This is a genomic window from Acetivibrio clariflavus DSM 19732 (assembly GCF_000237085.1).
In the GTDB taxonomy this organism is placed as follows: Bacteria; Bacillota; Clostridia; order Acetivibrionales; family Acetivibrionaceae; genus Acetivibrio; species Acetivibrio clariflavus.
This window is the reverse complement of sequence record NC_016627.1, coordinates 1,538,860-1,562,996: the sequence shown is the minus strand read 5'-3', so window position 1 is coordinate 1,562,996 and position 24,137 is coordinate 1,538,860. Positions and strand designations below refer to the sequence as shown.

Annotated in this window: 23 protein-coding genes; 9 read left to right on the top strand and 14 right to left on the bottom strand. The window is 34.9% G+C overall.

Going from position 1 to position 24,137, the window contains the following annotated elements; genetic code table 11:
* Positions 1-206 precede the first annotated feature (206 nt).
* The 8 genes from CLOCL_RS06640 to CLOCL_RS06605 all read left to right on the top strand — a co-directional run bounded on the left by CLOCL_RS06640 (position 207) and on the right by CLOCL_RS06605 (position 8,492).
* Complete coding sequence (locus CLOCL_RS06640) at positions 207-1,076, top strand: sensor histidine kinase (RefSeq protein ID WP_014254618.1); 870 nt, start codon at positions 207-209, stop codon at positions 1,074-1,076.
* A gap of 194 nt (positions 1,077-1,270) precedes the next feature.
* Positions 1,271-1,774 carry an NfeD family protein gene (locus tag CLOCL_RS06635; RefSeq protein ID WP_014254617.1) on the top strand — a complete coding sequence of 168 codons (504 nt, stop codon included), beginning with the start codon at positions 1,271-1,273 and terminating at the stop codon, positions 1,772-1,774.
* A 48-nt stretch (positions 1,775-1,822) separates the two neighbouring features.
* Entirely contained in the window at positions 1,823-2,818 is a 996-nt protein-coding gene (floA, locus tag CLOCL_RS06630) for a flotillin-like protein FloA (protein ID WP_014254616.1), read from the top strand.
* Positions 2,819-2,831: 13 nt separating this feature from the next.
* Positions 2,832-3,365 (top strand): hypothetical protein, encoded by a 534-nt coding sequence (locus CLOCL_RS06625; protein ID WP_014254615.1) that lies wholly within the window; start codon positions 2,832-2,834, stop codon positions 3,363-3,365.
* Between the two features lie 2 nt (positions 3,366-3,367).
* Positions 3,368-4,111 (top strand): LytR/AlgR family response regulator transcription factor, encoded by a 744-nt coding sequence (locus CLOCL_RS06620; protein ID WP_014254614.1) that lies wholly within the window; start codon positions 3,368-3,370, stop codon positions 4,109-4,111.
* Positions 4,112-4,363: 252 nt separating this feature from the next.
* Entirely contained in the window at positions 4,364-5,467 is a 1,104-nt protein-coding gene (locus CLOCL_RS06615) for an LCP family protein (RefSeq protein WP_014254613.1), read from the top strand.
* A gap of 151 nt (positions 5,468-5,618) precedes the next feature.
* On the top strand, positions 5,619-5,939 hold the full coding sequence (locus CLOCL_RS06610) for a YmaF family protein (RefSeq protein WP_014254612.1): 321 nt from the start codon (positions 5,619-5,621) through the stop codon (positions 5,937-5,939).
* A gap of 438 nt (positions 5,940-6,377) precedes the next feature.
* Complete coding sequence (locus tag CLOCL_RS06605) at positions 6,378-8,492, top strand: glutamine synthetase III family protein (protein WP_014254611.1); 2,115 nt, start codon at positions 6,378-6,380, stop codon at positions 8,490-8,492.
* 118 nt (positions 8,493-8,610) lie between these two features.
* Here the strand turns inward: CLOCL_RS06605 and CLOCL_RS06600 are convergent, their stop codons facing one another.
* The 10 genes from CLOCL_RS06600 to CLOCL_RS06555 form a co-directional block, all read right to left on the bottom strand.
* Positions 8,611-9,144, bottom strand: coding sequence for a 2-oxoacid:acceptor oxidoreductase family protein (locus CLOCL_RS06600; protein WP_014254610.1), 534 nt, complete (start codon positions 9,142-9,144; stop codon positions 8,611-8,613).
* A 7-nt stretch (positions 9,145-9,151) separates the two neighbouring features.
* Positions 9,152-9,898, bottom strand: a complete 747-nt coding sequence (locus CLOCL_RS06595) for a thiamine pyrophosphate-dependent enzyme (RefSeq protein WP_014254609.1) — start codon at positions 9,896-9,898, stop codon at positions 9,152-9,154.
* A gap of 17 nt (positions 9,899-9,915) precedes the next feature.
* A complete protein-coding gene (locus tag CLOCL_RS06590; RefSeq protein ID WP_014254608.1) occupies positions 9,916-10,974 on the bottom strand; it encodes a 3-methyl-2-oxobutanoate dehydrogenase subunit VorB in 1,059 nt (352 codons plus the stop codon).
* Between the two features lie 43 nt (positions 10,975-11,017).
* The gene (locus tag CLOCL_RS06585; RefSeq protein ID WP_014254607.1) at positions 11,018-11,224 is read right to left on the bottom strand and encodes a 4Fe-4S dicluster domain-containing protein; all 207 of its coding nucleotides are present in this window, start codon (positions 11,222-11,224) and stop codon (positions 11,018-11,020) included.
* Positions 11,225-11,259: 35 nt separating this feature from the next.
* Positions 11,260-11,985, bottom strand: coding sequence for a PilZ domain-containing protein (locus CLOCL_RS06580; protein WP_014254606.1), 726 nt, complete (start codon positions 11,983-11,985; stop codon positions 11,260-11,262).
* Positions 11,986-11,999: 14 nt separating this feature from the next.
* Complete coding sequence (locus tag CLOCL_RS06575) at positions 12,000-12,668, bottom strand: nucleotide-binding protein (protein ID WP_014254605.1); 669 nt, start codon at positions 12,666-12,668, stop codon at positions 12,000-12,002.
* Positions 12,669-13,012: 344 nt separating this feature from the next.
* A complete protein-coding gene (locus tag CLOCL_RS06570; RefSeq protein ID WP_014254604.1) occupies positions 13,013-13,600 on the bottom strand; it encodes a flavodoxin family protein in 588 nt (195 codons plus the stop codon).
* Between the two features lie 133 nt (positions 13,601-13,733).
* Positions 13,734-14,573: a Cof-type HAD-IIB family hydrolase gene (locus tag CLOCL_RS06565; RefSeq protein WP_014254603.1), complete on the bottom strand. Its 840-nt coding sequence runs from the start codon at positions 14,571-14,573 to the stop codon at positions 13,734-13,736.
* Between the two features lie 295 nt (positions 14,574-14,868).
* Positions 14,869-16,152: a DUF4179 domain-containing protein gene (locus CLOCL_RS06560; protein WP_014254602.1), complete on the bottom strand. Its 1,284-nt coding sequence runs from the start codon at positions 16,150-16,152 to the stop codon at positions 14,869-14,871.
* On the bottom strand, positions 16,152-16,667 hold the full coding sequence (locus tag CLOCL_RS06555) for an RNA polymerase sigma factor (RefSeq protein ID WP_014254601.1): 516 nt from the start codon (positions 16,665-16,667) through the stop codon (positions 16,152-16,154). The genes CLOCL_RS06560 and CLOCL_RS06555 overlap by 1 nt, the downstream gene beginning before the upstream one ends.
* Before the next feature lie 414 nt (positions 16,668-17,081).
* Between CLOCL_RS06555 and CLOCL_RS06550 the strand changes: the two genes are divergently transcribed.
* The gene (locus CLOCL_RS06550; RefSeq protein ID WP_014254600.1) at positions 17,082-18,371 is read left to right on the top strand and encodes an IS110 family RNA-guided transposase; all 1,290 of its coding nucleotides are present in this window, start codon (positions 17,082-17,084) and stop codon (positions 18,369-18,371) included.
* 197 nt (positions 18,372-18,568) lie between these two features.
* Here the strand turns inward: CLOCL_RS06550 and CLOCL_RS06545 are convergent, their stop codons facing one another.
* The 4 genes from CLOCL_RS06545 to CLOCL_RS06530 all read right to left on the bottom strand — a co-directional run bounded on the left by CLOCL_RS06545 (position 18,569) and on the right by CLOCL_RS06530 (position 23,424).
* Positions 18,569-19,534: a helix-turn-helix transcriptional regulator gene (locus tag CLOCL_RS06545; protein ID WP_014254599.1), complete on the bottom strand. Its 966-nt coding sequence runs from the start codon at positions 19,532-19,534 to the stop codon at positions 18,569-18,571.
* 1,061 nt (positions 19,535-20,595) lie between these two features.
* Positions 20,596-21,390, bottom strand: a complete 795-nt coding sequence (locus CLOCL_RS06540) for an SDR family oxidoreductase (protein ID WP_014254598.1) — start codon at positions 21,388-21,390, stop codon at positions 20,596-20,598.
* 343 nt (positions 21,391-21,733) lie between these two features.
* Positions 21,734-22,285, bottom strand: a complete 552-nt coding sequence (locus CLOCL_RS06535) for a 50S ribosomal protein L25 (RefSeq protein ID WP_014254597.1) — start codon at positions 22,283-22,285, stop codon at positions 21,734-21,736.
* Between the two features lie 50 nt (positions 22,286-22,335).
* A complete protein-coding gene (locus tag CLOCL_RS06530) occupies positions 22,336-23,424 on the bottom strand; it encodes a type I phosphomannose isomerase catalytic subunit (protein WP_014254596.1) in 1,089 nt (362 codons plus the stop codon).
* Positions 23,425-24,137: the final 713 nt, after the last annotated feature.

Sequence of the window (24,137 nt, the reverse complement as noted above, 5' to 3'; positions counted from 1 at the left end):
CTTTTCATATCGCAGTGTCAAAAAACGAAGGATTACTCCCCTTCGTTTTTTATTCCTTCCCTACCCCGCTTTAATTTTACTTTTTTATAGTATATAATGATAAAAGATTTTATATATAACTTTTGTAATATTTGCATAAATACACTATAATATGAAATACAAAATATTTGAATTTTATCAACCAAAGATGACGGAGAACTAAAAATATGGAAAAAAAACTCAATATAAACAAAACAATAATTTCAATAATTGTTTTAAATATAATACATTTAGCCGTACTTATAGGTGCATTGATATACAACGCCATATATAATAAATTGAACAAAATAGGGTCTAATTCCCTAACTTATTTATTTTTTTTCGCAATGGTATTTATTACCCTGTTTATAAATAGTTTTATCACCATAAAGAATGCCGTCACGCTGTCCGACTCCGAATCACAGTATGAAGTACTTAAAAGCACTTTGGACCAACTGGAAAACCTGAATAAGACTCTTAGAGCCCAAAGACATGATTTCATGAATCACTTGCAAGTAGTTTACAGCTTGATAGAAATGCATGAATACAAAGATGCTGAGGATTATATTGAGCAGGTATATAATGATATACAAAAGGTCAGCAAAGTTCTAAAAACCAGTAATGCGGCAATTAATGCCCTTCTTCAGGCCAAAATATTGGACTGCGAAAAAAAGGACATAAAAACAGAATTGAAAGTAACATCAAGATTGGATAATTTTCATGTACCATCTTGGGAAATGTGTCGAATTTTAGGCAATATTATCGATAACTCAATTTATGCTCTAGAGGAAATTGAAGGAAGTAAGCTTCTGACAATTAGTATTTTTGAAAATTTAAAAGTCTTCGGCTTTTCCATCACAAACAATGGCCCCAAAATACCGGAAAATATTATAGATAAAATATTTGAAGCCGGCTTTACAACAAAGGGCAGCAAAGGTGAAGGAATGGGACTCTTTACCGTAAAAAATACAGTGGAAAGATACAGCGGCAAAATAAAAGTATCCAGCGAAGATTACACTACCTTTGAAATTACTTTTCCCAAAAACATTGATGCTTGATTTATATTTATCAAAAATGACAGTTTGGACTTAAAGATGTATAATATAGAGATTTGCTATTCAATTTATTTTTCTTCTTGTATATACTTAATTCCGTAAGTTGATAAATATATAAATTAAAAATCTGAATAAACATATAAATCCAGATAAGAAGAGCGTTAATATTTTAATCTTCATAAAAAGGAGGTGTTTATATGCCGGATTTGGTAGGTCTTTTCAGCAATATTGATTTCCTTTCGGCAGTATTTTTTATACTTGGTTTTATTATGATAATTATCGAAATGTTTCACCCAGGTTTCGGTGCCCCGGGTATAAGTGGAATAATTCTGCTCATATTAGGAATAGTATCGGTGGCACGAAATCTAACCGATGTAATTATCCTAATAATCATTATATTGATTGTTTTAGGTATTGCTCTTACCTTCGTACTCTATTCAGCAACAAAGGGTAAACTGCCAAAAACACTGGTGCTGACCGATTCGTTGAACAAAGAGGAAGGATTTGAAGGAACAGAGGACTTAAAGTTTTTCATTGGAAAAGAAGGTAAAGCATTAACTGTTCTTCGACCCTCGGGAACTGCAGATTTTGATGGCGTAAAGCTGGATGTCGTCTCGGAAGCCGAATTTATTCAGAAAGACGCTAAAATAAAAATAATAAAAGTGGAAGGAAGAAGAATAGTAGTCAGAGAAATTAAATAAATGTAATTTTTTGATGTAAAAATAATAAATAAGAAAGGGGTATTAAACATGGAAAATGCATTATTATTTATCATTGGTCTGGGTGTTATAATTCTTTTCATTGCATTCTTTTTCTCCTTTATTCCTGTAGGACTATGGATATCTGCTTTTGCAGCTAATGTACGTATAGGCATCTTCACCCTTATAGGTATGAGGCTTAGAAGAGTAGTTCCTTCAAGAATTGTAAACCCGTTGATCAAGGCTACTAAAGCTGGTATCAACGTATCAATAAACAAACTGGAAGCTCACTACCTGGCGGGTGGTAATGTTGACAGAGTTGTAAATGCATTGATAGCTGCTCAAAGAGCAAATATTCCGCTGGAATTTGAAAGGGCCGCTGCCATAGATCTGGCCGGTAGAGATGTTTTAGAAGCCGTACAGATGAGTGTTAACCCAAAAGTAATCGAAACACCGGTTATCTCCGCCATTGCTAAAGACGGTATTGAACTTATGGCAAAAGCAAGGGTTACAGTTAGAGCAAATATAGACCGTTTGGTGGGCGGTGCCGGAGAACAGACCATCATTGCCCGTGTCGGTGAAGGTGTAGTTACAACCGTTGGTTCAGCTGAGGAACATAAACAAGTTTTGGAGAATCCTGACGCTATATCAAAAACCGTTTTAAGTAAAGGTCTTGATGCCGGAACAGCCTTTGAAATACTGTCCATTGATATCGCCGATATAGATGTGGGCAGAAATATAGGTGCCCAACTTCAAACAGACCAAGCTGAGGCTGATAAGAAAATAGCACAGGCAAAAGCTGAAGAAAGAAGAGCTATGGCTATTGCAAGGGAACAAGAAATGAAAGCTATGGTTCAGGAAATGAGAGCAAAAGTTGTTGAAGCTGAATCTGAAATTCCTAAAGCTATAGCAGCAGCATTACGCGAAGGTAAAATCGGAGTTATGGACTATTATAATATGCAAAACATAATTGCCGATACACAAATGAGGGATTCCATTGCCAATGCCAGCAAATCGGACGGTGCAGCCAAAGAAATTAAACCTTAAGGAGTTGTAAATTATGGCTAATTATAAATATGAAAATGCAAAGAAAATGTCTGATAATCTTCAAAAGGAACAAAGACTGGAGTCTCTTTTATATCAACCCCTTCTGGATCAGCTTTTTCCTTTTGGAGTTCCGGGAAATACAGCAACTCCAAACCGGCCTTCTTCCAATCGAACTATACAAAATAGATCTCCTGTAAACAGGCCTAATCAAAATTCAAACAGACCGGTTCAGAATAATTCTAGACCAAACAGACCTAACAAAAATCAAAATAAGACTTTGGAACGCACCAAAAATTTAAAAAGCACCGGTAAGGAAGGTGCCTTAAGCCCTTCTAAAATTCAAGGCAACGAAAACACCATTAAATCTAAGGATAAAAAAGATATGCATAATACTAATTACCAAGAAGGGCAAGATATCACAATAAATAAAAATAACTTAAAAAAATCATTGAATTTTTCAAATATGAGCAGCGAGGATATACTAAAAGGTTTTATTTTCTCTGAAATTATAGGTAAGCCCAAAGCTCTTAGAAGGGGGCGCTGGTAAACTTGAATTTCAAAGTACTGATTGCTGACGATGATCATGGTATGAGACTGGTTTTAAAAAAAGCTTTGTCAAAAGTTGAAGGTTTTGAGATTATAGGAGAAGCAGAAGACGGCAATGCCGCCCTCTGCTTTTCCGAGTCTTTAAAACCGGATGTCATTTTTATGGATGTGGAAATGCCCCTTTTAAACGGTGTTGAATGTGCAAAGAAAATATTGGATATAAATCCAAAAACTATTATTATATTTGCAACAGCCCATGAAGAGTATATGCCAGCTGCCTTTGAATTGTATGCCTTTGATTATTTGGTAAAACCCTTTAAGCTTGATAGAATTTATCAAACTTTAGAAAGAATAAAAAGTCTGGCAGCTTATCTCAATCAACCCACGGCAAAACAAGTCGGCGAACCTAATAAAGTTTTAGACAAGCTGATTGTTAAAACCAAAGAGAGCATCAATTTCATTAACATGGATGAAATTATCCTTATTCAGCGTGAGAACCGAAGTACAGCTATATATACAGCTGATGAAAAGTATATAACCTCCGACAGCTTAAGTGATTTGGAAGAACGGTTGGATAAATCAATCTTTTTCAGAAGTCATAAATCGTATATTATAAATCTTCATATGATCCATAAAATATACCCCTACGGTCGCTGGACCTATGTGGTGAAACTGAAAAATACCGATCAAGATGCTCTGCTTACCTACGAACGTTATGAAGAAATGCAGAAATTATTTAACAGGTAAAAAATTTCTCCATTTCTATAAAAGTTAAATGACATTTCACATAAGTCAATATGTTTTTTTTATAAAACAGCCTGAAATTACCATTATATTTCTTTAAACAACATGTCGAAATATAAGTGTAATGTATTTTTGATCATAGCATGAAGATTAAATTTTTCTTAAATTTTGTTTTTTTTGCCCGAAATGCATAGAACATATGTTAGAATATAATTAACATACTTTAAGCTTTAAGGAATGTAAAGGGAGAAAAAAATGAGGAAAAAAAGAAATTCCAAAAATAAAATTAAAAAAAGTATTATATTATGGTTAAGCTCCTTTGTCATAATAGCTATATCTGTTTTTGTTCTTGGAAAATTAGGACTTCTGGGAAATGATAAATCTGCTGCAATAGAGCCCACTCCCGAAGTTCAACCTACCATTGACCCTATTGATATTACCAAAAAAAATGTTGATAAATACATACCTACTCCAACCGCTTTACCCACTCCCAGCGAAATAGACTACGACTCAATCCCCGGACTTACAAACGAAAAAACTTATTCAAAGGAGCTTGTTTCAAAGAATAGCAAAAACATCTTATTTCTCGGTTCTGATAAAGTAAGCGGGCTTTACGATACCATCGGCATTTTAAGTATTGACAAGGAAAATGAGAAGCTTAAACTGATTATGATACCAAGAGACCTCTATATTAACTACAATGAAAAAGTAAGGCATTACCTTTCAATCTACGGAAAAGCAAACAATCCTGGATTTTATAAAATCAACGCTGCCCATAATATCGGGCCATATTTGAAATACGAAGGTAAATTTGAATCATATTCAATGAACTTTCTGGCCGATGTAATAAAGGAAAAATTCGGAATAGAAATAGACGACTATGTCAGAGTAAATACTACAGGTTTTGTGGAACTTGTCGATCTGTTTGGCGGAGTTGAAATTGATGTCCCTTATGATATGCATTATGAAGACCCGTTTCAGGATCTTTTCATTCATATAGACAAAGGAAGGCAAAGGCTTAACGGCAAACAAGCGGAAGGTTTTGTACGTTTCAGGCAGGGATATAACGAAAAAGGTGAGCTTTTTCAGATAGGCGATATTGAAAGAAAAAATAATCAAATCAAATTTATCAAAGCATTTATCAACCAGCATGGAACAATTTCCAACATAGACAAAATTCCTGAACTTACAAAAACCCTTAGCAAAAATTTGAAACATAGTGTTGGTGTCGGAGATATTTTCACTTCCTATTTGGGATTGGCAAAAGAAGTAGTAACAAAAAAATACGAAATTGAAAGTATAACCTTGACAGGTCAAAGCAAAATGCTAAATGGAACTTATTACATATTCATAGAATAGCTTAAAACCTGAAACTGGATTAGCTGCTGCTGTTGCAGCTTTTTTTTGTTTATGTTAAAATAATAATACAATAATTGGATAAATAAAAAAAACCTTTTTGTGCAGATTAATAAATATCTTGCATAACTTTACTTATTAGAGGAGGTTTTTTATGCATTCGCATATTCATAAATATAAATTTGAATGCAATACTTCCAACGGGCATATTCACAGAATGTATGGAATTTCGGATAATATGATAGGTATTGAAAGTTTTCATATTCATACTTTTTTTGGTGTATCCTCTTATAATGGGCATTCCCATTACTATACAGGCTATACGGGATTACCGATAAAGACAGAAAACGGACATATTCATAAAATAGAAGGTGAACTTGAAATTAGTTCTGACCATACCCATACCTATAAAAATTATACCGATGAAGAAATTGAGTATATTGGTACTAAAAGACTCTATAAACTGCATGTATAAATCGGTAAATACGAGACAAACTCATTATATTGCTCGTTGCAAGCACTGGCTGTGGCAATAAAATATTATAACCTAATTTATTGATAAAAATTTTGTATTTTATAAAATTGTATCTTGCTTTTTTTTATAAAACCCATTATTATATTATAAGAAATACGCTAACAACTTTATAAACTTTTCAATAACGATATTTATAAAGTTTATAAGCATTATTCGACAAGTAAGGGCGTTTCAGATTTTATGACACGCTCTTTTATTTCGTTCTTTTTAGGATAAACAAAATTAATAAACTTTATAAAGTGCATACTATTGAAATAATTTTTACTGGATTATGTATATAAAACATAAAGCTATAAACGACAAATAAGACTGTACCGATTTATTATACATTTTTTAGTAAACTATTCGAAATTTATATTTTTGAAAGGGGATTTCAAAATGTCGAAGGTGGAATCACGACCGTATTCTCTCACAGAAGAATTCGGCTCTAGCGTTTTTAACGATGCAACCATGCGGGAACGTCTGCCTAAAGAAACTTACAAGGCTTTAAAGAAAACTATAGATGAAGGTACTCCACTCCTTCCTCATATCGCAGAAATTGTTGCAAATGCCATGAAAGATTGGGCTATAGAAAAAGGTGCAACACACTACACTCACTGGTTTCAGCCAATGACAGGCATCACTGCCGAAAAACACGATTCATTCATCTCACCCACAGTGGATGGAAAAGTTATAATGGAGTTTTCAGGTAAAGAACTTATAAAAGGCGAACCTGACGCTTCATCCTTTCCATCGGGAGGCCTTAGGGCAACCTTTGAGGCAAGAGGTTATACCACTTGGGATTGTACTTCTCCAGCTTTTATAAGAGACACCACATTATACATTCCTACCGCTTTCTGTTCCTATACAGGAGAAGTATTGGATAAAAAGACACCTCTCTTACGATCCATGGAAGCGCTAAACAAACAAGCACTCCGTATTTTACGGCTTTTTGGAAATACTACTACTACAAGAGTTATTACAACCGTTGGTGCCGAGCAGGAATACTTTCTTATTGACAAAGAACTTTTCGATCAGCGCAAAGACTTGATTTTTACAGGAAGGACCTTATTCGGTGCAAAACCGCCTAAAGGACAGGAAATGGAAGATCATTATTATGGTACACTTAAAGAGAGAATTTCAGCCTTCATGAAAGAACTGGATCAGGAACTGTGGAGGTTGGGGGTTTATTCCAAAACAAAACATAATGAAGTTGCTCCTGCTCAGCATGAAATAGCCCCAATTTTCGGAACAACAAATGTTGCAACCGATCATAACCAGTTAATTATGGATACGCTAAAAAAGGTTGCATTAAGACATGGACTCGTATGTCTTTTGCATGAAAAACCTTTTGCAGGAGTTAACGGTTCGGGAAAACACAACAACTGGTCAATGAGCACAAATGATGGACAAAACCTTCTCGATCCCGGAAATACTCCCCATGAAAATGCACAGTTCTTAGTATTCCTGTGTGCTGTAATAAAGGCAGTGGATGAATATGCCGACCTGCTTAGAGCTTCTGCTGCCAACGCTGGTAATGACCTAAGACTGGGTGCAAATGAGGCACCACCAGCTATTATCTCAATATTCCTTGGCGACCAGCTCACAGATATCCTCGAGCAAATAGAAAACGGCGGTGCAAGAACATCAATAAATAATGGCGAACTTAAAATAGGAGTCAGTACACTGCCGGCATTACCGAAAGATGCGACGGACAGGAACAGAACTTCCCCCTTTGCCTTCACCGGAAACAAATTTGAATTCAGAATGGTTCCGTCTTCAGCCTCAATTTCAGGTCCAAACTTCGTGCTAAATACAATAGTTGCCGAAGTTTTAAGTAAGATGGCAGATCGCCTTGAAAAAGCAACAGATTTCAATGCAGAACTGCAGTCATTGCTTAAAGAAATTGTAACCAATCACAAGAGAATTATATTTAACGGAAACAATTACTGTGAAGAATGGATTAAAGAAGCCGAAAGAAGAGGTCTTCACAATATAGACAATACAGTCGATGCGATTATGGCATTGACTGATGAAAAAAATATAAGAGTATTTGAAAAACATGGAGTTCTGAATAAAACAGAATTACTCTCACGATGTGAAATACTCCTTGAAACATATATTAAAACAATAAATATTGAAGCGCTTACAATGCTTGATATGGCAAAACGCCAAATATTACCTGCTGTCATTCGCTTTACAGGGGATATTGCTTCCACCATAACATCTATAAAAGCTACAGGCCTTAATGTGGATATAAGCGCCCAATCCGAGCTTTTAGAAGAAACTTCAACGCTTTTAGCCCAATTAAAAAAGAGAATAGCTGACCTTGAAAAGGCCGCTTCCGATGCAGCCAACTTCAACGGTGACACTTATGAACATGCTGTAATATACAGGGATGTTGTATTGGCTAAGATGTCCGAATTAAGAGCTGTGGCTGACAAACTTGAAACAATAGTAGATGAAAAACTATGGCCATTCCCGACTTACGGCCAGTTATTATTTAATATTTAACAGCGGTAGAAAAGCATAAATATTCGTTTATATTTTCAAAAAGCTGCAAAAAAGGTTGTAACATATAGTTGCAACCTTTTTTCAATAATAATTAATAATTATCTGGATTTATCAAATATTAAAACTCCATTCCATATTCTAAAGCTTTTATTTCATCGGGAATCATGTAATGTTTCTTCTCCGGAAGAGTCTTTTTCAAAGCCTCTATAAACGATTCTTTAGAAACAATATTTGTGGCAGCAATTAGCTTGCCCAGCAGAATTATAGTAGCAAAAGTACCGCTGCCCATATCCAAAGCAGTCTTTGTTGCAGGTATTCTATAAACACTTACATCATCTCTTTCAGGTGCTCTTTCAACCAACGAACTGTCTGCAATAATTATTCCACCGCTGGCAACCATCTTTTCAAATTTGTCAAGGGAAGGTCCGTTCATGACTATAAGTGAAGTAGCAACATTTATAATCGGTGATCCTACTGCTTCTTCCGATATAATTACATTGCAGCTTGCAGTACCGCCTCTCATCTCTGGGCCATAGGATGGGAACCATGATACGTTTTTGTTCTCCAGCATACCTGCCTGGGCAAGAATCCTTCCTGCTGAAAGTATTCCCTGGCCGCCAAACCCAGCTATAATAACATCTTGATGCTTCATTATTACATTACACCTCCAAATCCTTGCCTTTAAAATTACCTAAAGGATAAAAAGGTACCATTTTATCCTTTATCCATCCTAAAGCATCTACCGGGGTCATTCCCCAGTTAGTCGGACAGGAGGACAATACTTCAACTATAGAAAAGCCCAGGTTGGCCATCTGCACTTGAAATGCTTTCTTAATAGCTTTTTTTGCATTCATTATGTTTTTAACATCATGCACCGACACTCTTTCAAGATATACGGCTCCTTCCAAGGTAGACAGCATCTCACAAACCTTTATAGGGAAACCATGAGTTTCAGGCTTTCTTCCAAAAGGTGAAGTTGTAGTAACCTGACCGATAAGAGTTGTAGGAGCCATCTGGCCCGAAGTCATTCCATAAATAGCATTGTTTACAAAGATAGTAGTTATCTTTTCACCTCTTGCAGCCGCATGAACTATTTCAGCAGTACCGATAGCTGCCAAATCACCGTCACCCTGATAAGTAAAAACAATGTTATCAGGAAGAGCTCGCTTGATACCGGTAGCAACTGCCGGTGCTCTACCATGGGCTGCTTGTACCATGTCACAATTGAAATATTCATAATTGTTATAGGTGCATCCTACCGATGACACACCTACTGTCTTTCCCTCTATTTCCAATTCATCCAATACCTCTGCAATAAGCCTGTGAATAATGCCGTGGGTACATCCCGGGCAATAGTGCATTGATTTATCAATCAAAGCATGTGGTCTCTTAAAAACAGTAGCCATTTTAATTCCCCTCTTACTTATTTATTTAATATTTGCTTTATCTGATCCAAAATTTCCTTTTGAGTCGGAATCATTCCACCCATTCTACCATAGAAATAAACCGGTCTTTTACCGTTTACAGCAAGCTTTACATCTTCAACCATCTGACCGGCATTCAATTCCACCGACAGAAATGCTTTAGGCACCTCTGCATACTTTTCAAATTCCTTTACAGGGAACGGCCAAAGTGTAATAGGTCTTATCAAACCAACCTTTATTCCTTCCTTCTCAGCCATTTTTATAACATTATTGACTATTCTTGCAGTTGTACCAAACGCTGCAACAATAATTTCCGCATCTTCACAATTATAAGTTTCAACTCTTACTTCATTTTCTTCAATAAGCCTGTACTTCTTTTGGAGCTTTCTATTGTGTTCTTCCAGTACTTCAGGCTGAATATATATGGACTGTATTGTATTGTGTTCCCTCTTTAAACCTGTTCCTGTAGTAGCCCACGGCTTGTCAACTTTAACAATGTTCTCCTCATCTCTGAATTCAACGGCTTCCATCATTTGGCCCAGTATACCGTCGCCCATAATCATAGTTAATTGTCTGTATTTATCGGCAATATTAAAGGCTTCAACCGTTAACTCATACAGTTCCTGGACACTGGAAGGCGCCAAAACCACCATTTTGTAATCTCCGTGACCTCCGCCTTTTACAGCCTGGAAATAATCACATTGTGCCGGTAAAATACCTCCAAGACCCGGACCGCATCTTACAATATTGACAATAACAGCCGGCAGCTCTGCCCCTGCGGCATAGGAAATTCCTTCCTGCTTCAAACTAATACCGGGACTCGAAGAAGAAGTCATAACCCTAACTCCGGCACTTGCCGCACCGTAAACCATGTTTATTGCTGCTATTTCACTTTCTGCCTGCACAAAGGTACCTCCAACCTCAGGCATTTTCTTTGCCATGTAATGCGCAATTTCGGTCTGCGGTGTAATAGGATATCCGAAATAATGCCTACAACCGGCTCTAATAGCAGCTTCTGCAATTGCTTCATTACCTTTCATTAACAACTTTTCACCCATTTTAAATACGTCACCCTACCTTATCCGTTTCATATAAATGAATTTATTTTTCAACTTCAATTACGCAATCAGGACATATAGTGGCACAAAATGCACATCCGATACATTTGTCCATATCAGATACACCAGCCGGATGGAAGCCTTTTTGATTTATCTTATCTTCCAGCATAATAACAATTTTTTTCGGACATACAGTCGTACATAACTTACATCCCTTGCAGCGTTCTTCATGAAATGTTACTTTAGCCATTTCTATCCCCCATTACTTAGTGGTCAAAAATAAAATTATTTATTTTCGCCACCTAATTTGTACTTACTATTTTTCGACCAAAAACCACTTCGTTTATTATAGAACTCTTTATCTTTATTTGCAAGTTTTTCAAGAAATTCTACCAAGACTTTTTCATTTTCAATATCAATATCGGTGATTCTCACACCGTATTCCTTCCCCTTTTCGTTATCACATTTTCTCTTTAATGTGCCTTCAAAGGTTATTTGCTTCTCAGGTGATATATATATCACAAAAATGAAGGTACGTTCATTGTCTTCCAAAAAAGTTATACCCAATTCTTTTTCCAAATCCTCTTTCACAGTAAAAGCCGCACCGGTATGACTAATATTAGTTAATATAGCAAAAATGCCTTTTTCATCACTATTTTTTAATTTTATAACGGAGGCAAGATAAACATCAAATCTATAGCTGTCACGCTTATTCACAAATCTTTCAATATCATGTATTTTAATTGTGATACTCTGCGGTATATCAAGGTTTATTCTTGTTACCCAACCTCTCAATGTAAATTCATAATCGTCGGAAGTATATTTACATTTTATTGTGTCCCCAATCATGATTATATTCTGTATATAGTCCCTTTCCAGACCTATATCAATTTCAATATAATCGTCATTGATTGAATAGACAACGTTTGTTACCCATGATGAACTGTTGCAGTGCTTTGTTCTGATTATTGCTCCTTCGTGAAGAAATTCCCTTAGCTTAATCCCTTCCATAAATATTACCTCCATTAATTCCAAGGCAGTTTTATCAACTTTTTCAACGGAAACAATTCAACGTCAATTTCCTTTTCAATACCTCCCATCAAATCAGTAAAACCACTGACAAATCCAATCGGTATACCGAGTTTGTCAGATACTCTTTCTATAATCCTATGTCCCTCAACTACAACATCTACATCGGTATTGTCCAATAGATTTGTATTATTGATAAGTTTTGTAACTTTCAGTCCACATGAGCTTTCTATTTCATAAATCATTTGCTCTATTTTAGCCTCGGTATCAGTCATAGGGCGTTTTGTATTGACAACAAAATACAAGCAGTATCCTTCATTTAAGAACTCGTCCTTAAATCTTGCAAGTACTTTAGCCCCAAGGTCATCTCCGCCCACGTCGATAATAACATCATACTCTTTTTTTTCAAATAAAGAGTTCATTTCCGGTGGAAGAGCCGGAACATCCACATTGGTGTTGGCATATACCGGCGTAATTACCCAAATGCCCATTTTCTCCAATTCAATCTTTGCATCTGCAGTACGGAAATATGGATTTACTATATCCAAATCAACAATTGCAACCTTTTTCGATTTACTTGCAGCATTTAATGCAAAGTTCACAGCCACTTCAGTTTTTCCGCTTCCAAAGTGCCCTGCAAATATACTTATTCTTTCCTTTGACATTTGCTTCTCCTTCTTATTCATTATATATAAACCAAATTAATCCTTGTAAATACGAGCTTAACCGACAGAAATAACTTTATCTTTTGATTTATCCAATCATTCTGCAAAAATGTTAAATCCTGCAATTTAAATTCTTATAATGTTGAAAAGCACATTACATTGTAAGTATTAATTTTAATTATATCACTTTCAAAATAAAAAAATATAGTTACAGTAATTTTTTTATTTTTCCAGCCGGCTATATAATATACAGTCACATAAAAAAACTGCCCAAAAAAATTTAATTTTATGGCCGGTAAACCATAAAATTAAATTTCTAATTTTTGATTTAATTGTTGAAATAATCATTTGGAATTAACCTTACAGGCATCAAAAATTCGCTTAGCCAAAATTAAAGCACGTTTCTGTGCAAACTCATCATTTTCAGCCGGCCTTTCAGCAGATACACCATGATGACCGCAATCGTCTTCAATATATCCGTCACCAACAATGGTCATTCCATGAACCAGCATAATATCGTGAAGAGCTTTCAGAGTAGTTTCTTGTCCTCCATACTTTGATGCACCCACAGTAACACCAGCTGCAATTTTGTTGTAAAAAGCTTTTTCTCCTCTAAGTTTTCTGGTTTTATCAAAGAAAGCTTTCATTTGACCCGTTATTGTTCCAAAATAGGATGGACTGCCAAATATCAATCCGTCAGCTTTCCTCATAAGTTCATAAGCTTCTTCAAGAGCTGTGTCCTTATAGCATACACCGGAACATGGATTGCTGCAAACAACACAAAAACTGTGCTTTGCTGATTTTAAAACTTCCGGTATTTCAATTACAGCCGTTTCGGCTCCCATATCTTTAAGTTTATCGAGAACAAGGTTTAGTAAAAATTTTGTATTTCCATTTTTATTTGGACTGCCGTTTAAGGCTACTATTAACATTTTAATCACCCCAGAATATAATATTATCACATAAGCTAAAAGTAAACAATTGATCCGAATTATTTTAACTAAACTATAATCCGATGCAATCGGCACTCACCGGTTTTTGACTTAAAACTTACATGTTAATTCTTTACCAGTTCCATTCCCTTTTAAATATATACTTTGCAACACCGTCGGAATTATTGTCATCAATTACGCCATTAGCCTTTTCCTTAAGTTCATCCACGGCATTTGCTACGGCATAAAACTCATCACATGCTCTAAGCAGCGGCAAATCGTTCAAGTTATCGCCAAAACCGATAACCTTATCGTAACCCAATTGCTCACGTAGAAATTTTACTGAATTATACTTTGAAGCATATTTGCTGTGTATCTCCAAAAACCATACGTTCTCATTATAAACATCTTTATACAAAACCACTTCTATTTCGGGATTCTTTTTCAGTTCTTCAAACATCAAATATAATTTTTCATGTAGATCCATAAAGGAAAAATATATAATATTGTTGTCGCAGGCTTTATCATGAAAGCTTGATACTTTTTCAAAAGGCTTTCCATATTTTAATACACGTTCGTCATGAAAATTTTTTAAGTATTTTGTACATAAATCTTCATAATAGGTTATCTGTTCATTATTGCAAATGGCATACATAAAACCGGTAATATTATGTTTTTTCGTTATATCTATTATCTCTTTGACTGCTTCGGTAGGAATAGTCTCTAATTTTACATATTTTCTTTCGGCAATATCATATATTACAACACCATTCATCAATACTACAGGAACCTTAATGTTAAGATCTTCTATAATTTTTACAGCGGTAGCCAAAGACCTTGCCGTGGCAACGGAAAAATTCACACCTTTGTCCATTAATTTATTTAGAGTTTCTTTTGAATAATTGCTTAATTCCCTGTTGCTCATAAGCAATGTACCATCAAGGTCTGAAATATATAAAACTTTATTTTTCAATGTTAATCCTCCTAGAGTATATTTCTCTTTTTGTGTTATATCAAAAGCTTAGCATATTTTGTGCTTTTATAGAACTATTTTTTATAGAAGTATTTTTACAATTAAACTTGGTTTAAAAGGAGTAGATTTTGAAGTGGATTTGGAGGATGGGGATCTGCCGTTTTAGTTGTCAAAGGACTTCATTACAAGATCTGAACATTTCCGCCCTTTGACACTAAAACAGATGTTGTGAGTATAGAGTGTAATTATGTTAAATTTTTATTATTTGGATTTGATACAATCGCTTAGTATCAACTTAATCAACAGGAATACTTATTGTTTCATCAGTATATATATAATTGACCATACCTTTAAATTGCAACTTAATCTCTTTTGGTTTGCCGGCAAAGCGAAACGTTCTTTCAACAGTTTTTTCATTTTCAACATCATTTTTGTATTGATCGTAGTTCAATATTCCTGTATCATCACCGACATTCACTTGCATAATAGGTATATCTCTGCTGGAAACAACAATACAAGTCTCATCACCTTCATAGTAAATTTCCTTTACAATAACCTCATCATCTACTTTGAGATTTTTTGTTTCAACCGATACATCAAAAGATTTATCTATAATCTTATAATTCTCAAATCTTATATTCTTAATCTCCAATGTATTGAATTCCTTTGGTAAAGCGTCTCCGCTTTTGACAAATCTTATTTCATTTCCTGAATTTTCAGTACTTCTATTGTTAAGATTAACTTTTTCTCCCTTGTCGGTTACAATATCAAAATCAATAAATTGTAAACCGCGTTCATACTCAGATATAATATCTCTTTCAAGAGCACCCTTTGCATTATCGGCCGAAACTTTTACTTTTCCTTTTATATAAGTACTCAATGAAGATGCTGTTAATTTGTCAAAATAAACCTCATAATCGCCTAGCTTAACCTTAGCGTCAAGCTTTTTCTCAACTGTCTTTTTCATAGCTTTATTTCTGTCCAAAGTAAATTTAATCGTTCTCTCTTCCACTGTGTCATCTATACGCAGCGAAATATTCAGCTTCATCCATTTTTCATAAAAAGCAGGTGCCTCAAACCAAGCAACACATATATTATTGTAATCATCCCTAAATTCCCTCTGTCCGCTTTTTGCGTGATATCCCATAAGATTGATTCCATATAGGTGCATGGAAATATCATATTTTAAAGGATCTAACTTTTCTTTTGTACTTTTTATTTTGTAAAACGCTACCAATTCATTATCGTCAAATATTATCCCATCTAATGTTACCTCAATCCCATTACTAAAAACACATGATTTGTTAATTTCCTGTCCTTTTCCTTCCTCATTTAGCTCTTTTAAACTTCCATAAGTAACATTGTCATACCCAATAAATTTTCTGCCATAATAGGCAAGACTATCAAAACTATAGGCAAATAGTAAAACTGCAATAAGAGCTGCTGCAATAGCACTTTTAGGTATATGTTTTTTTCTTTTATTAAGGGCATTTCTCAAGCAATCTTCCATCTCTTCCGGGACTTCGATATTAAGTAGTTCTTCTCTCTTATAAGTTAATAATTTTTCCAAATCATTCATCAGTATTCACCTCCAATTAATCCTTTCAATTTAGCCAAGCCATTAAAAATCCTGGATTTTACTGTCCCTTCAGAAGCACCGGTCATTTTTGCTATAGTGGCATAGTCCATATCCAAAAAATATCTGAGTTTAATTGCTTCCTGCTGATAGCTATTGAGCTTTTTCAGACATGCAGATATATCATAGCTAATTTCTTTCCCATGATAGTTTTCGATATAACTATCTTCTCCTTTTTCCTCCACAGGTACTTCCCTTTTCCTTTTCCTAAGGATTCTTTTGCACTCATTAACCAAAATCGTCTTGCTCCAACTGTAAAAGGCATCAGCATCTCTTAGCTTCTTTATATTATCGAACAGAATGACTATCATCTCTTGCAAAGCATCGAGAGAATCTTCCTTATTTCCGGTATATACATAAGCTAATCGGTAATATTCTTCTTTCTTTTGCATAATAAGCTGTATTAGCGCTTCTTTATCACCTTTTTTAGCTCTTTCCACTAAGTCGACAATATCCATCCTCTTTCCTCCTTGTACAATTAATATTGTATTAAATCAGTGACCGAAGCCACTGTTCGACCCATTAAAATTCATAGTTAACATAACACTTCAAACTTCATACTTTTCTAAACATCAAGCACATCATCCGGCTGCACATCCTAGCCATTTAGCCAGCACCTGTTGGCCTGAACCTTGACAATCATGTATAATATCCTTCGGACTTGGAAGGTGTGTGTATCACCTCCTGGGACGGACCTTAGCGGGCCGATTACCCGTGTGAAAGAGTATTTATCCATTCCGGTAAGTCTACATGATTTGGCTGGTTGAGGCCAGCTTAAAGCTGGTTCCTCGTGTCACATGCAAGGTTGTTTGCTTACATGGGAAGGAATGGAGGCTTTTAAGTCCATTTATCTTGAAAAGGAGGCATTTTTAATGAATTTCAGACCCATTGCAGGCATTGATGTGGGTAAATTCTTCAGTGAGATGGCGATTCTTTCTCCATCTAATGAAGTAGTTGCCCGCATGAAGATTCGCCATGATTCCAGTACTGACGTTGAAAGAGCCGTTGAATTGCTGAAAAAAACGGAAAAGGACTTTGATTCAAGGCCTTTCATCGTCATGGAATCCACCGGGCACTATCACAAAATCCTTTTCCATTCACTTTGTAAAGCTGGATTTGAGGTTTCCGTTACAAACCCCATCCAGACTGATTCTATCAAAAATATTGGAATCAGAAAAGTGAAAAATGATAAAGTGGATGCCCGGAAAATTGCCCTGCTATATAGATTTCAGGAACTTAAGTCAACCAACATCCCCAATGAGAATATTGAGTGCCTCAGAAGCTTATGCCGCCAGTACTACAAACTGAATGATGAGCTTACTGCTTACAAAAATAGGCTTACCGGTATTGTTGACCAACTCATGCTTAACTTCAAGGATGTCTTCTCCAATATATTCTCAAAGGCTGCTATAGCTGTCCTGGAGGAGTATCCTACTCCTGCTCATATTCTTAAGGCTAACAGGAACAAGCTGATTTCACTGATTCAGAAGAAATCCCGCAAAAGCCTTAAATGGTCAACTGCCAAGTATGAGCTTCTGGTCTCCAAGGCCAGAGATTTTGCACCTCTGAGCATTCATAATGCCTCAAATGTTGCCATGCTGGGCGTATATATCTCCATGATCAAAACCTTGGAAGAAAACCTGGAGAAAGTCCTTAAGTCCATTCGTCTACTGATTGCTGAAGATATGGCGAAGGATATGCCCATGCTGGCATTGACGCTTGAGCTTTTGCAGAGCCTGCCAGGTATAGGCCTTCTCTCTGCTGCCACTATTCTTGCGGAGATTGGAGACTTTTCTGCCTTCTCAAAGCCAAGCAAATTAGTTGCCTATTTCGGCGTTGACCCCTCTGTCATGCAGTCCGGAGAATTTATCGGCACACGTAACAAGATGTCCAAGCGAGGATCAAGGCTGCTTCGTAGGGTGCTTTTTACAATTGCTCTTGCCAATATCCGCTCCAAGCGGGATAAGACAGCTTGCAATCATGTGTTGCTGGAGTTTTATCAACAGAAGTGCCGGAGCAAACCTAAAAAGGTAGCTTTGGGAGCTGTCATGCGTAAGCTTGTTTGTATCATCTTTGCTGTTCTAAGGGATAGGAAACCTTACCAGTTACGCAGTCCCCAGGAACACGCTCAAATGCTTGCAGCAAAGCATACAGCAGCTTGATAGTACTGTACTTGATGTTCAGTTTTCAAAGAGCAACTTGCTATTTCAGACCAGCTATTTTATGTCTACTTCACTTAGGTGGTCTTGTTGTCATGCGTTTCATTAACGTCAGGAACCTAAAAAAATTTCTCAAAATTTTTCTTAAAAACTCTTGACTTTAATTAGCTGGTCTTCCACAACTACATTTTATATCCTAATCAGGACATATCGTTGCACATATACAATTTTTTCATTTCCTTTATTTCATTTTTTACTTCTTCTATAATTTCACTAGGTTCTAAAACAATCACATTAGATCCCATACCTAAAATCCAGGTTTTTATCTCCTCAAGACCTCTCATCTTTGCCTTAAAAATTATAGAGTTATCCTCACATTCGGTTATGACTTGGTTTTTAACCCAAATCTTTTCCTTAATAATATGCGACATTGGGTACATTATTTTAAGCTTAATATTATATTCCTTTCCTTTATAAATACCAAAACAGTTCTCCATAAACTTTTCAGGATCAAAGCTTTCATCTTTAGGAAATTTCTCATCTAGTATTTCATAATCCTCAATTCTGGAAATCTTAAAATCACGAATCTCTTTCTTCAATTCGCAAAAACCAACCACATATAAATCCTGTTTATACTGCAATGTATGATAAGGGCGAACTATTCTTTTATATTTACCGGAATTTAAAGAATTGTAATCCATTTTGATCTTGTTTCTTGAAAGTACTGCAGCATGTATATCCAAAAACTTTTTTCTCTCTACATCTAAATTAATATTTGAAATAGTCTCCTTTGACATGTAATTGCAAAAATCAATTTGCTCTTTTTCTTTTTTGCAGCTTATTAAATTGATCTTAGCTAAAAGGCTTGAAATGTCTTTTGCTGCAATATGATTTGAATCAGTAAGATATTTTTCAACAAGTTGAAGTGAATATTGCTCTTGTTTAGAAATGTTAAGACCTAACATTAAATTATCGTTCTGTAATTTATATCCCCCATACTTTCCTCTATCAGCTTCAATATATATTCCTGCTTGTTCTAAGCAATCGCGATATCTTCGTACTTGTCTTTCGTCAACTTCAAGAGCTTTTGCAATTTCACTCAACTTCATTTTGCCTCTGGCCTGTAATAAGATATACATTTTAATTGCATTTCCAACCTGGCTCATGAAGATTCCCCCAAGAAAATAACACTTTATGTTATCTAATTACATTTTAGGTTATATTTACTATAACCTTCTGTGTATAATATACCATAACTCTCTTTTTTTGTAAAGCCTAGTGGTGAAATGTATAGAAATTTTTTTATTTTGTAATAATTAGAATATTAAAAGGGACTATTTTATCACTTCAGTATCATCAATGATATTTATCATATCTATATATTACTACTTTTGTATTAAATTATTTGTTTTTTAGCTTATCTTATCAAAATGGAATAGACATTATCGATTCAATATTTCATAGACAAGCTATTAATATAAATACACCTTTTAAGATAATCTTTTGCTTTATTATCTGAAATGATATCCTTAAAAATTGATATTAGCTATGATGTAGTTAGAAAAAATTTTATATTTTTAGTTTTTTATATATACAATTATAGCGGAATTGATCTAGCAAGATAGTCCAACTCATAAATAGATTAAAGAACAATTAAATTTCTAATTAATTGTAGAATACTTACTTGTTTTACTTCACTAAAAAATAAAATCCCACATAGTTAATGAATAACGTAACAACAATATAAGGAATATAAATTTCACCACTATTTACATCCCACATAGTTAAGATTAACCTGTTTATTTAAAATTCAATAATTGTTTCGATCACTTGATTTTAAATATTTCAATAAAAATTAGTTTCCTGCAAAGTTATAATATTGCTTTATCCAAAGATTTCAGATTTCTTTTTAACTTTTATCTTAGGAATACTTCTTAGTTCTCTATTTTATAGATATATATTGAATCTTCATTTTTGTCAATAATTCCCACTACACTAACAAGTAGTTGATAAATAATTATTTTACTCCCCTATTAAGGCATAGAACTTCATAAAATAAAAAAAACAAGTACATCATGAAATAAAAATTGCTCTTCAAAGACCAAGGTCATGAAGAGCTCGATAAAAACGAAATCTCAAAAACTATAACATTTATTTAACAAGTTTAACTTTACTATATTTGCAAAAATAATTATATCTTTTTATTTCTCATAAATTTTGTATAGCTTTACTTCAACAAATCCTCCCTCTTTCTAAAAGGAGCCGTTATAAATTTCCTCATTGCCTTAAAATTTGTGAGCCATACTATATGCGCATCCTGTTTTGTATTACTAAGTATTCTTGGAACAAGGAACTTTGCAACTGTTTCAGGCCTTTCCCCAAGAATATTAAAAATCTTTTTAAATTGAGCATCCTGATTAACTGACGAAGGTTCCCCAGTAGATGTTTTTACCATTAGATCTGTAAGCATCATACCGGGTGACAACCTGCCAATCTTTACAGGAGAGTTCTTCAGTTCTTTTGCAAGTCCTTTAGTGAAATAAGTAATAGCTGCTTTTGAAGATGCATATAAAAGAGTTTTCTCAACAATCCTGCCATCCGAGCCTAAACCTTCCATATTCCAAATCTGTCCATACCCCTGTTTCAGCATATTCTCAGCAGCAACCTTAGATCCGTAAATAACACCCTTTATATTTGTGTCGATAACAGTATCAACATACTCATCCGATGTATCATAAAAAAATTCATAAGGACAATTCTGTCCTGCATTATTTATCCATATATCTACTTTTCCCCACTTTTCAACCGACTTTTGCCATAGATTTTTTATTTCATCCATATTTCTTACGTTACATGTTACATAAATAAAGCGGTCTTCAAAATCCTTTAGCTCATCTTTCGCTTTATTAAAGGATTCAGGTTTTGAACCGGAAATAGTTACATTGCAACCTTCCTTCAAAAACTCTTTAGCCATCTCTAAGCCTAATCCACGAGTGCTTCCCGTTATCACTACATTTTTCATTTTTCCAACTCCTTGTAAGTCGTATTAATTTACGAGCTTTTATTTATTTTTGTCTTAAAACAAATCCGATAAAACATATTCTTTTGTAGTAGTTAAAAAAAATTGTTGAATGGGCAGATAAAATATTTTTTGCAAAATAAACTTTAATTACCATAATCCGTTAATATTTTTACCATATGAAGCAGTACAAAACTACTAAAAAAGTATAAATACATATAATAACTCATTGATTATATAAATTTTTAAAACAACTAAAAAAGAAATGAGTTCGGTTAAATTCGAACTCATTTCCTCATTTCTCAAAAAGCCAACATTCTTATATTTTAAACTTTTCCTACTCAGTCTAAGAAACTAATGTTGAAGCCACTGTTACACTGGCTGCTGTCTCATCTTCCCTGGACAACAGTCTAACGCCTTCAGGCAGGGCAATATCACGCATTGTAATTATGCTTCCGTCATCTAACGAGGAAACATCCACCTCGATAAATTCCGGCAAGTCTTTCAATTTTCCCTGAAGCTCAATCTCATCTTTTAATATATTTAAAACAAGATTTCTGTTTGAAAGATTTTCATTGCCTTTAAACTTAATAGGCACCTTTGACCTTACCAAACGATCCTCAGAAGAAGCATAAAACTCAATATGGATAGGTTTATTACTTACAGCATCATACTGAATATCCTTAACAACACACAATTGTTCAGTTCCATTGACCTTTATTTTTGTCTTTGCCCCGATAGAATGGCTCTTTAAAAATTTGTTTATTTCATTCTCTTTAATCTGAATTTCAATATTTTTTTCTAACCCTGGGCCATACATACTACCGGGAACATAACCTGAGCATCTTACCTTTTTCGCCTTTTCTTTTCTTTCTGTTGCATTCAGTAATACAGTCATAAGTAAATCCCTCCATTTTTCATTATTGATTTTTATGCTTAAAGGAACCTTTAAGCCGTTGTCTTAAGTGAAGCATAAAGGTTCTCGGCTCCTGCAACGCCGTTTATTATGTCATTATGCGAAAAGCCCATTTCCGATAAATAGTTATATTCCTCATAAACCGAATCGGGTATGAAAATCTGGAGAGCGGTAAAGTTCCCATCAAGTATAAAACTTCCCATAAAAGCAGGAATAAATACGGTTTCAAGAGCACCGACATGCACTTTTTCACCGTTTGATATAATTTCCGCCTCTCCTTCTATAAACATGAAAGCTGTAAAGGATTCGTCAGTAGTATTCATCTCAATGGGCATACCTTTACTCTCAATGTGCCTGACACAGAAATAATCACTGATAGCCAAATACTTTACCTTTGCTTTCTCGCCAGGTATAGAAATTCCATTGAATAAAGCTTTACGGCTGTTATAGTCAAGTACATCCAGAGCTTTATTTATGTGAAGAGGTCTTTTCTTTCCTGCAGCATCAGTTCTGTTATAGTCAAACAGCCTATACGTAAGATCCGAATGCTGCTGGATTTCTGCTATAACTACTCCTCCGTTTAAAGCATGTACTGTACCTGCCGGAATAAAGACTACATCACCTTTTTTTACTTTGAACTCTCTATATAAACCTTCATGTTTCTCATCCAAAATAGCCTGACGAATCTTTTCCTTGTCATAGTTTTCAAGAAAGCCGTGAATAACTGTTGCGTCAGGTTCCGCATCAATAATATACCACATTTCGGTCTTCCCCATTTTACCTTGCTCATGCTTTAAAGCATACTCATCATCGGGGTGAACCTGTATGGAAATCCTGTCGCCGGCATCTATGAATTTCAAGAGCACCGGCAGTGTTGAATTAGTCTTATCCGATGCAAATTTTTCTCCAAGCACCGACTTGCCATACTTTTTTATCACTTCTGTCAAAGTTTTTCCCTGTAACGGGCCATTGGCTATAATACTTTCACTTCCCGATATAGCCGACAGTTCCCAGCTTTCTGCCACCTTTCCCTCCGGCGCAGGTTTTCCAAGTTTCCTTAAATTATGTCCTCCCCAAATGTAGTCCTTATATATAGGCATCATTTTATACGGATACAGCATATAATCACCTCTTTTACTGTTTGATAATCAATTGACTTCATAAATGTTTACAAGCAATATCTTTCAAATCATGTCCCATAAATAGTGCATTTTTAGTGCATATCTTTCGATTGCTCCAGTATAGAAGGTGACAATAGCGTTTACTTTTTCAGGTATTATTTTACATTAATAAGTTTACTGAAAGTACCCTTTATGGTACGGCGGCCTAATTAAGCAAACATAAGCTAATTGACAATAACCGGTACTATAAAGGTATCTTGCTAAAAAACAGTGCTTGAAGAAAGGCAATTCTTTTTGACAGCCGGAGGCATCCTAAACCGTAAGCCTTCACCGGTAAAATTGACTTTCACTTTCCTAAAAGATAAATAATTAACTTAATCTGTTTTGATAAGAAATAAGAATTTAAAATAAGATAAGAATTTAGAAATATTTATAAAAGCTTTCTTTTTTATTCTTCACTTTCCAACGGCAAACTTGTGCAATGAAACTGACATTTAGTCCAAATCTGCCGCCTTTCGAAATGTTTATAATATGATAGGATTTTTTGACATGTGGCTTTCACCACATCATTGACTTATTCATGCTTTAAGCCCATCAGCAGCCTTTCAAGGAATGGCTTTTCCATAATTGGCGGCTTGGACTTTTTAATGCTGTCCCATGCCAAGGTTTGCCCCTGTCGTTTTTGACAGCTTTTATTACATTACTCTATTTTT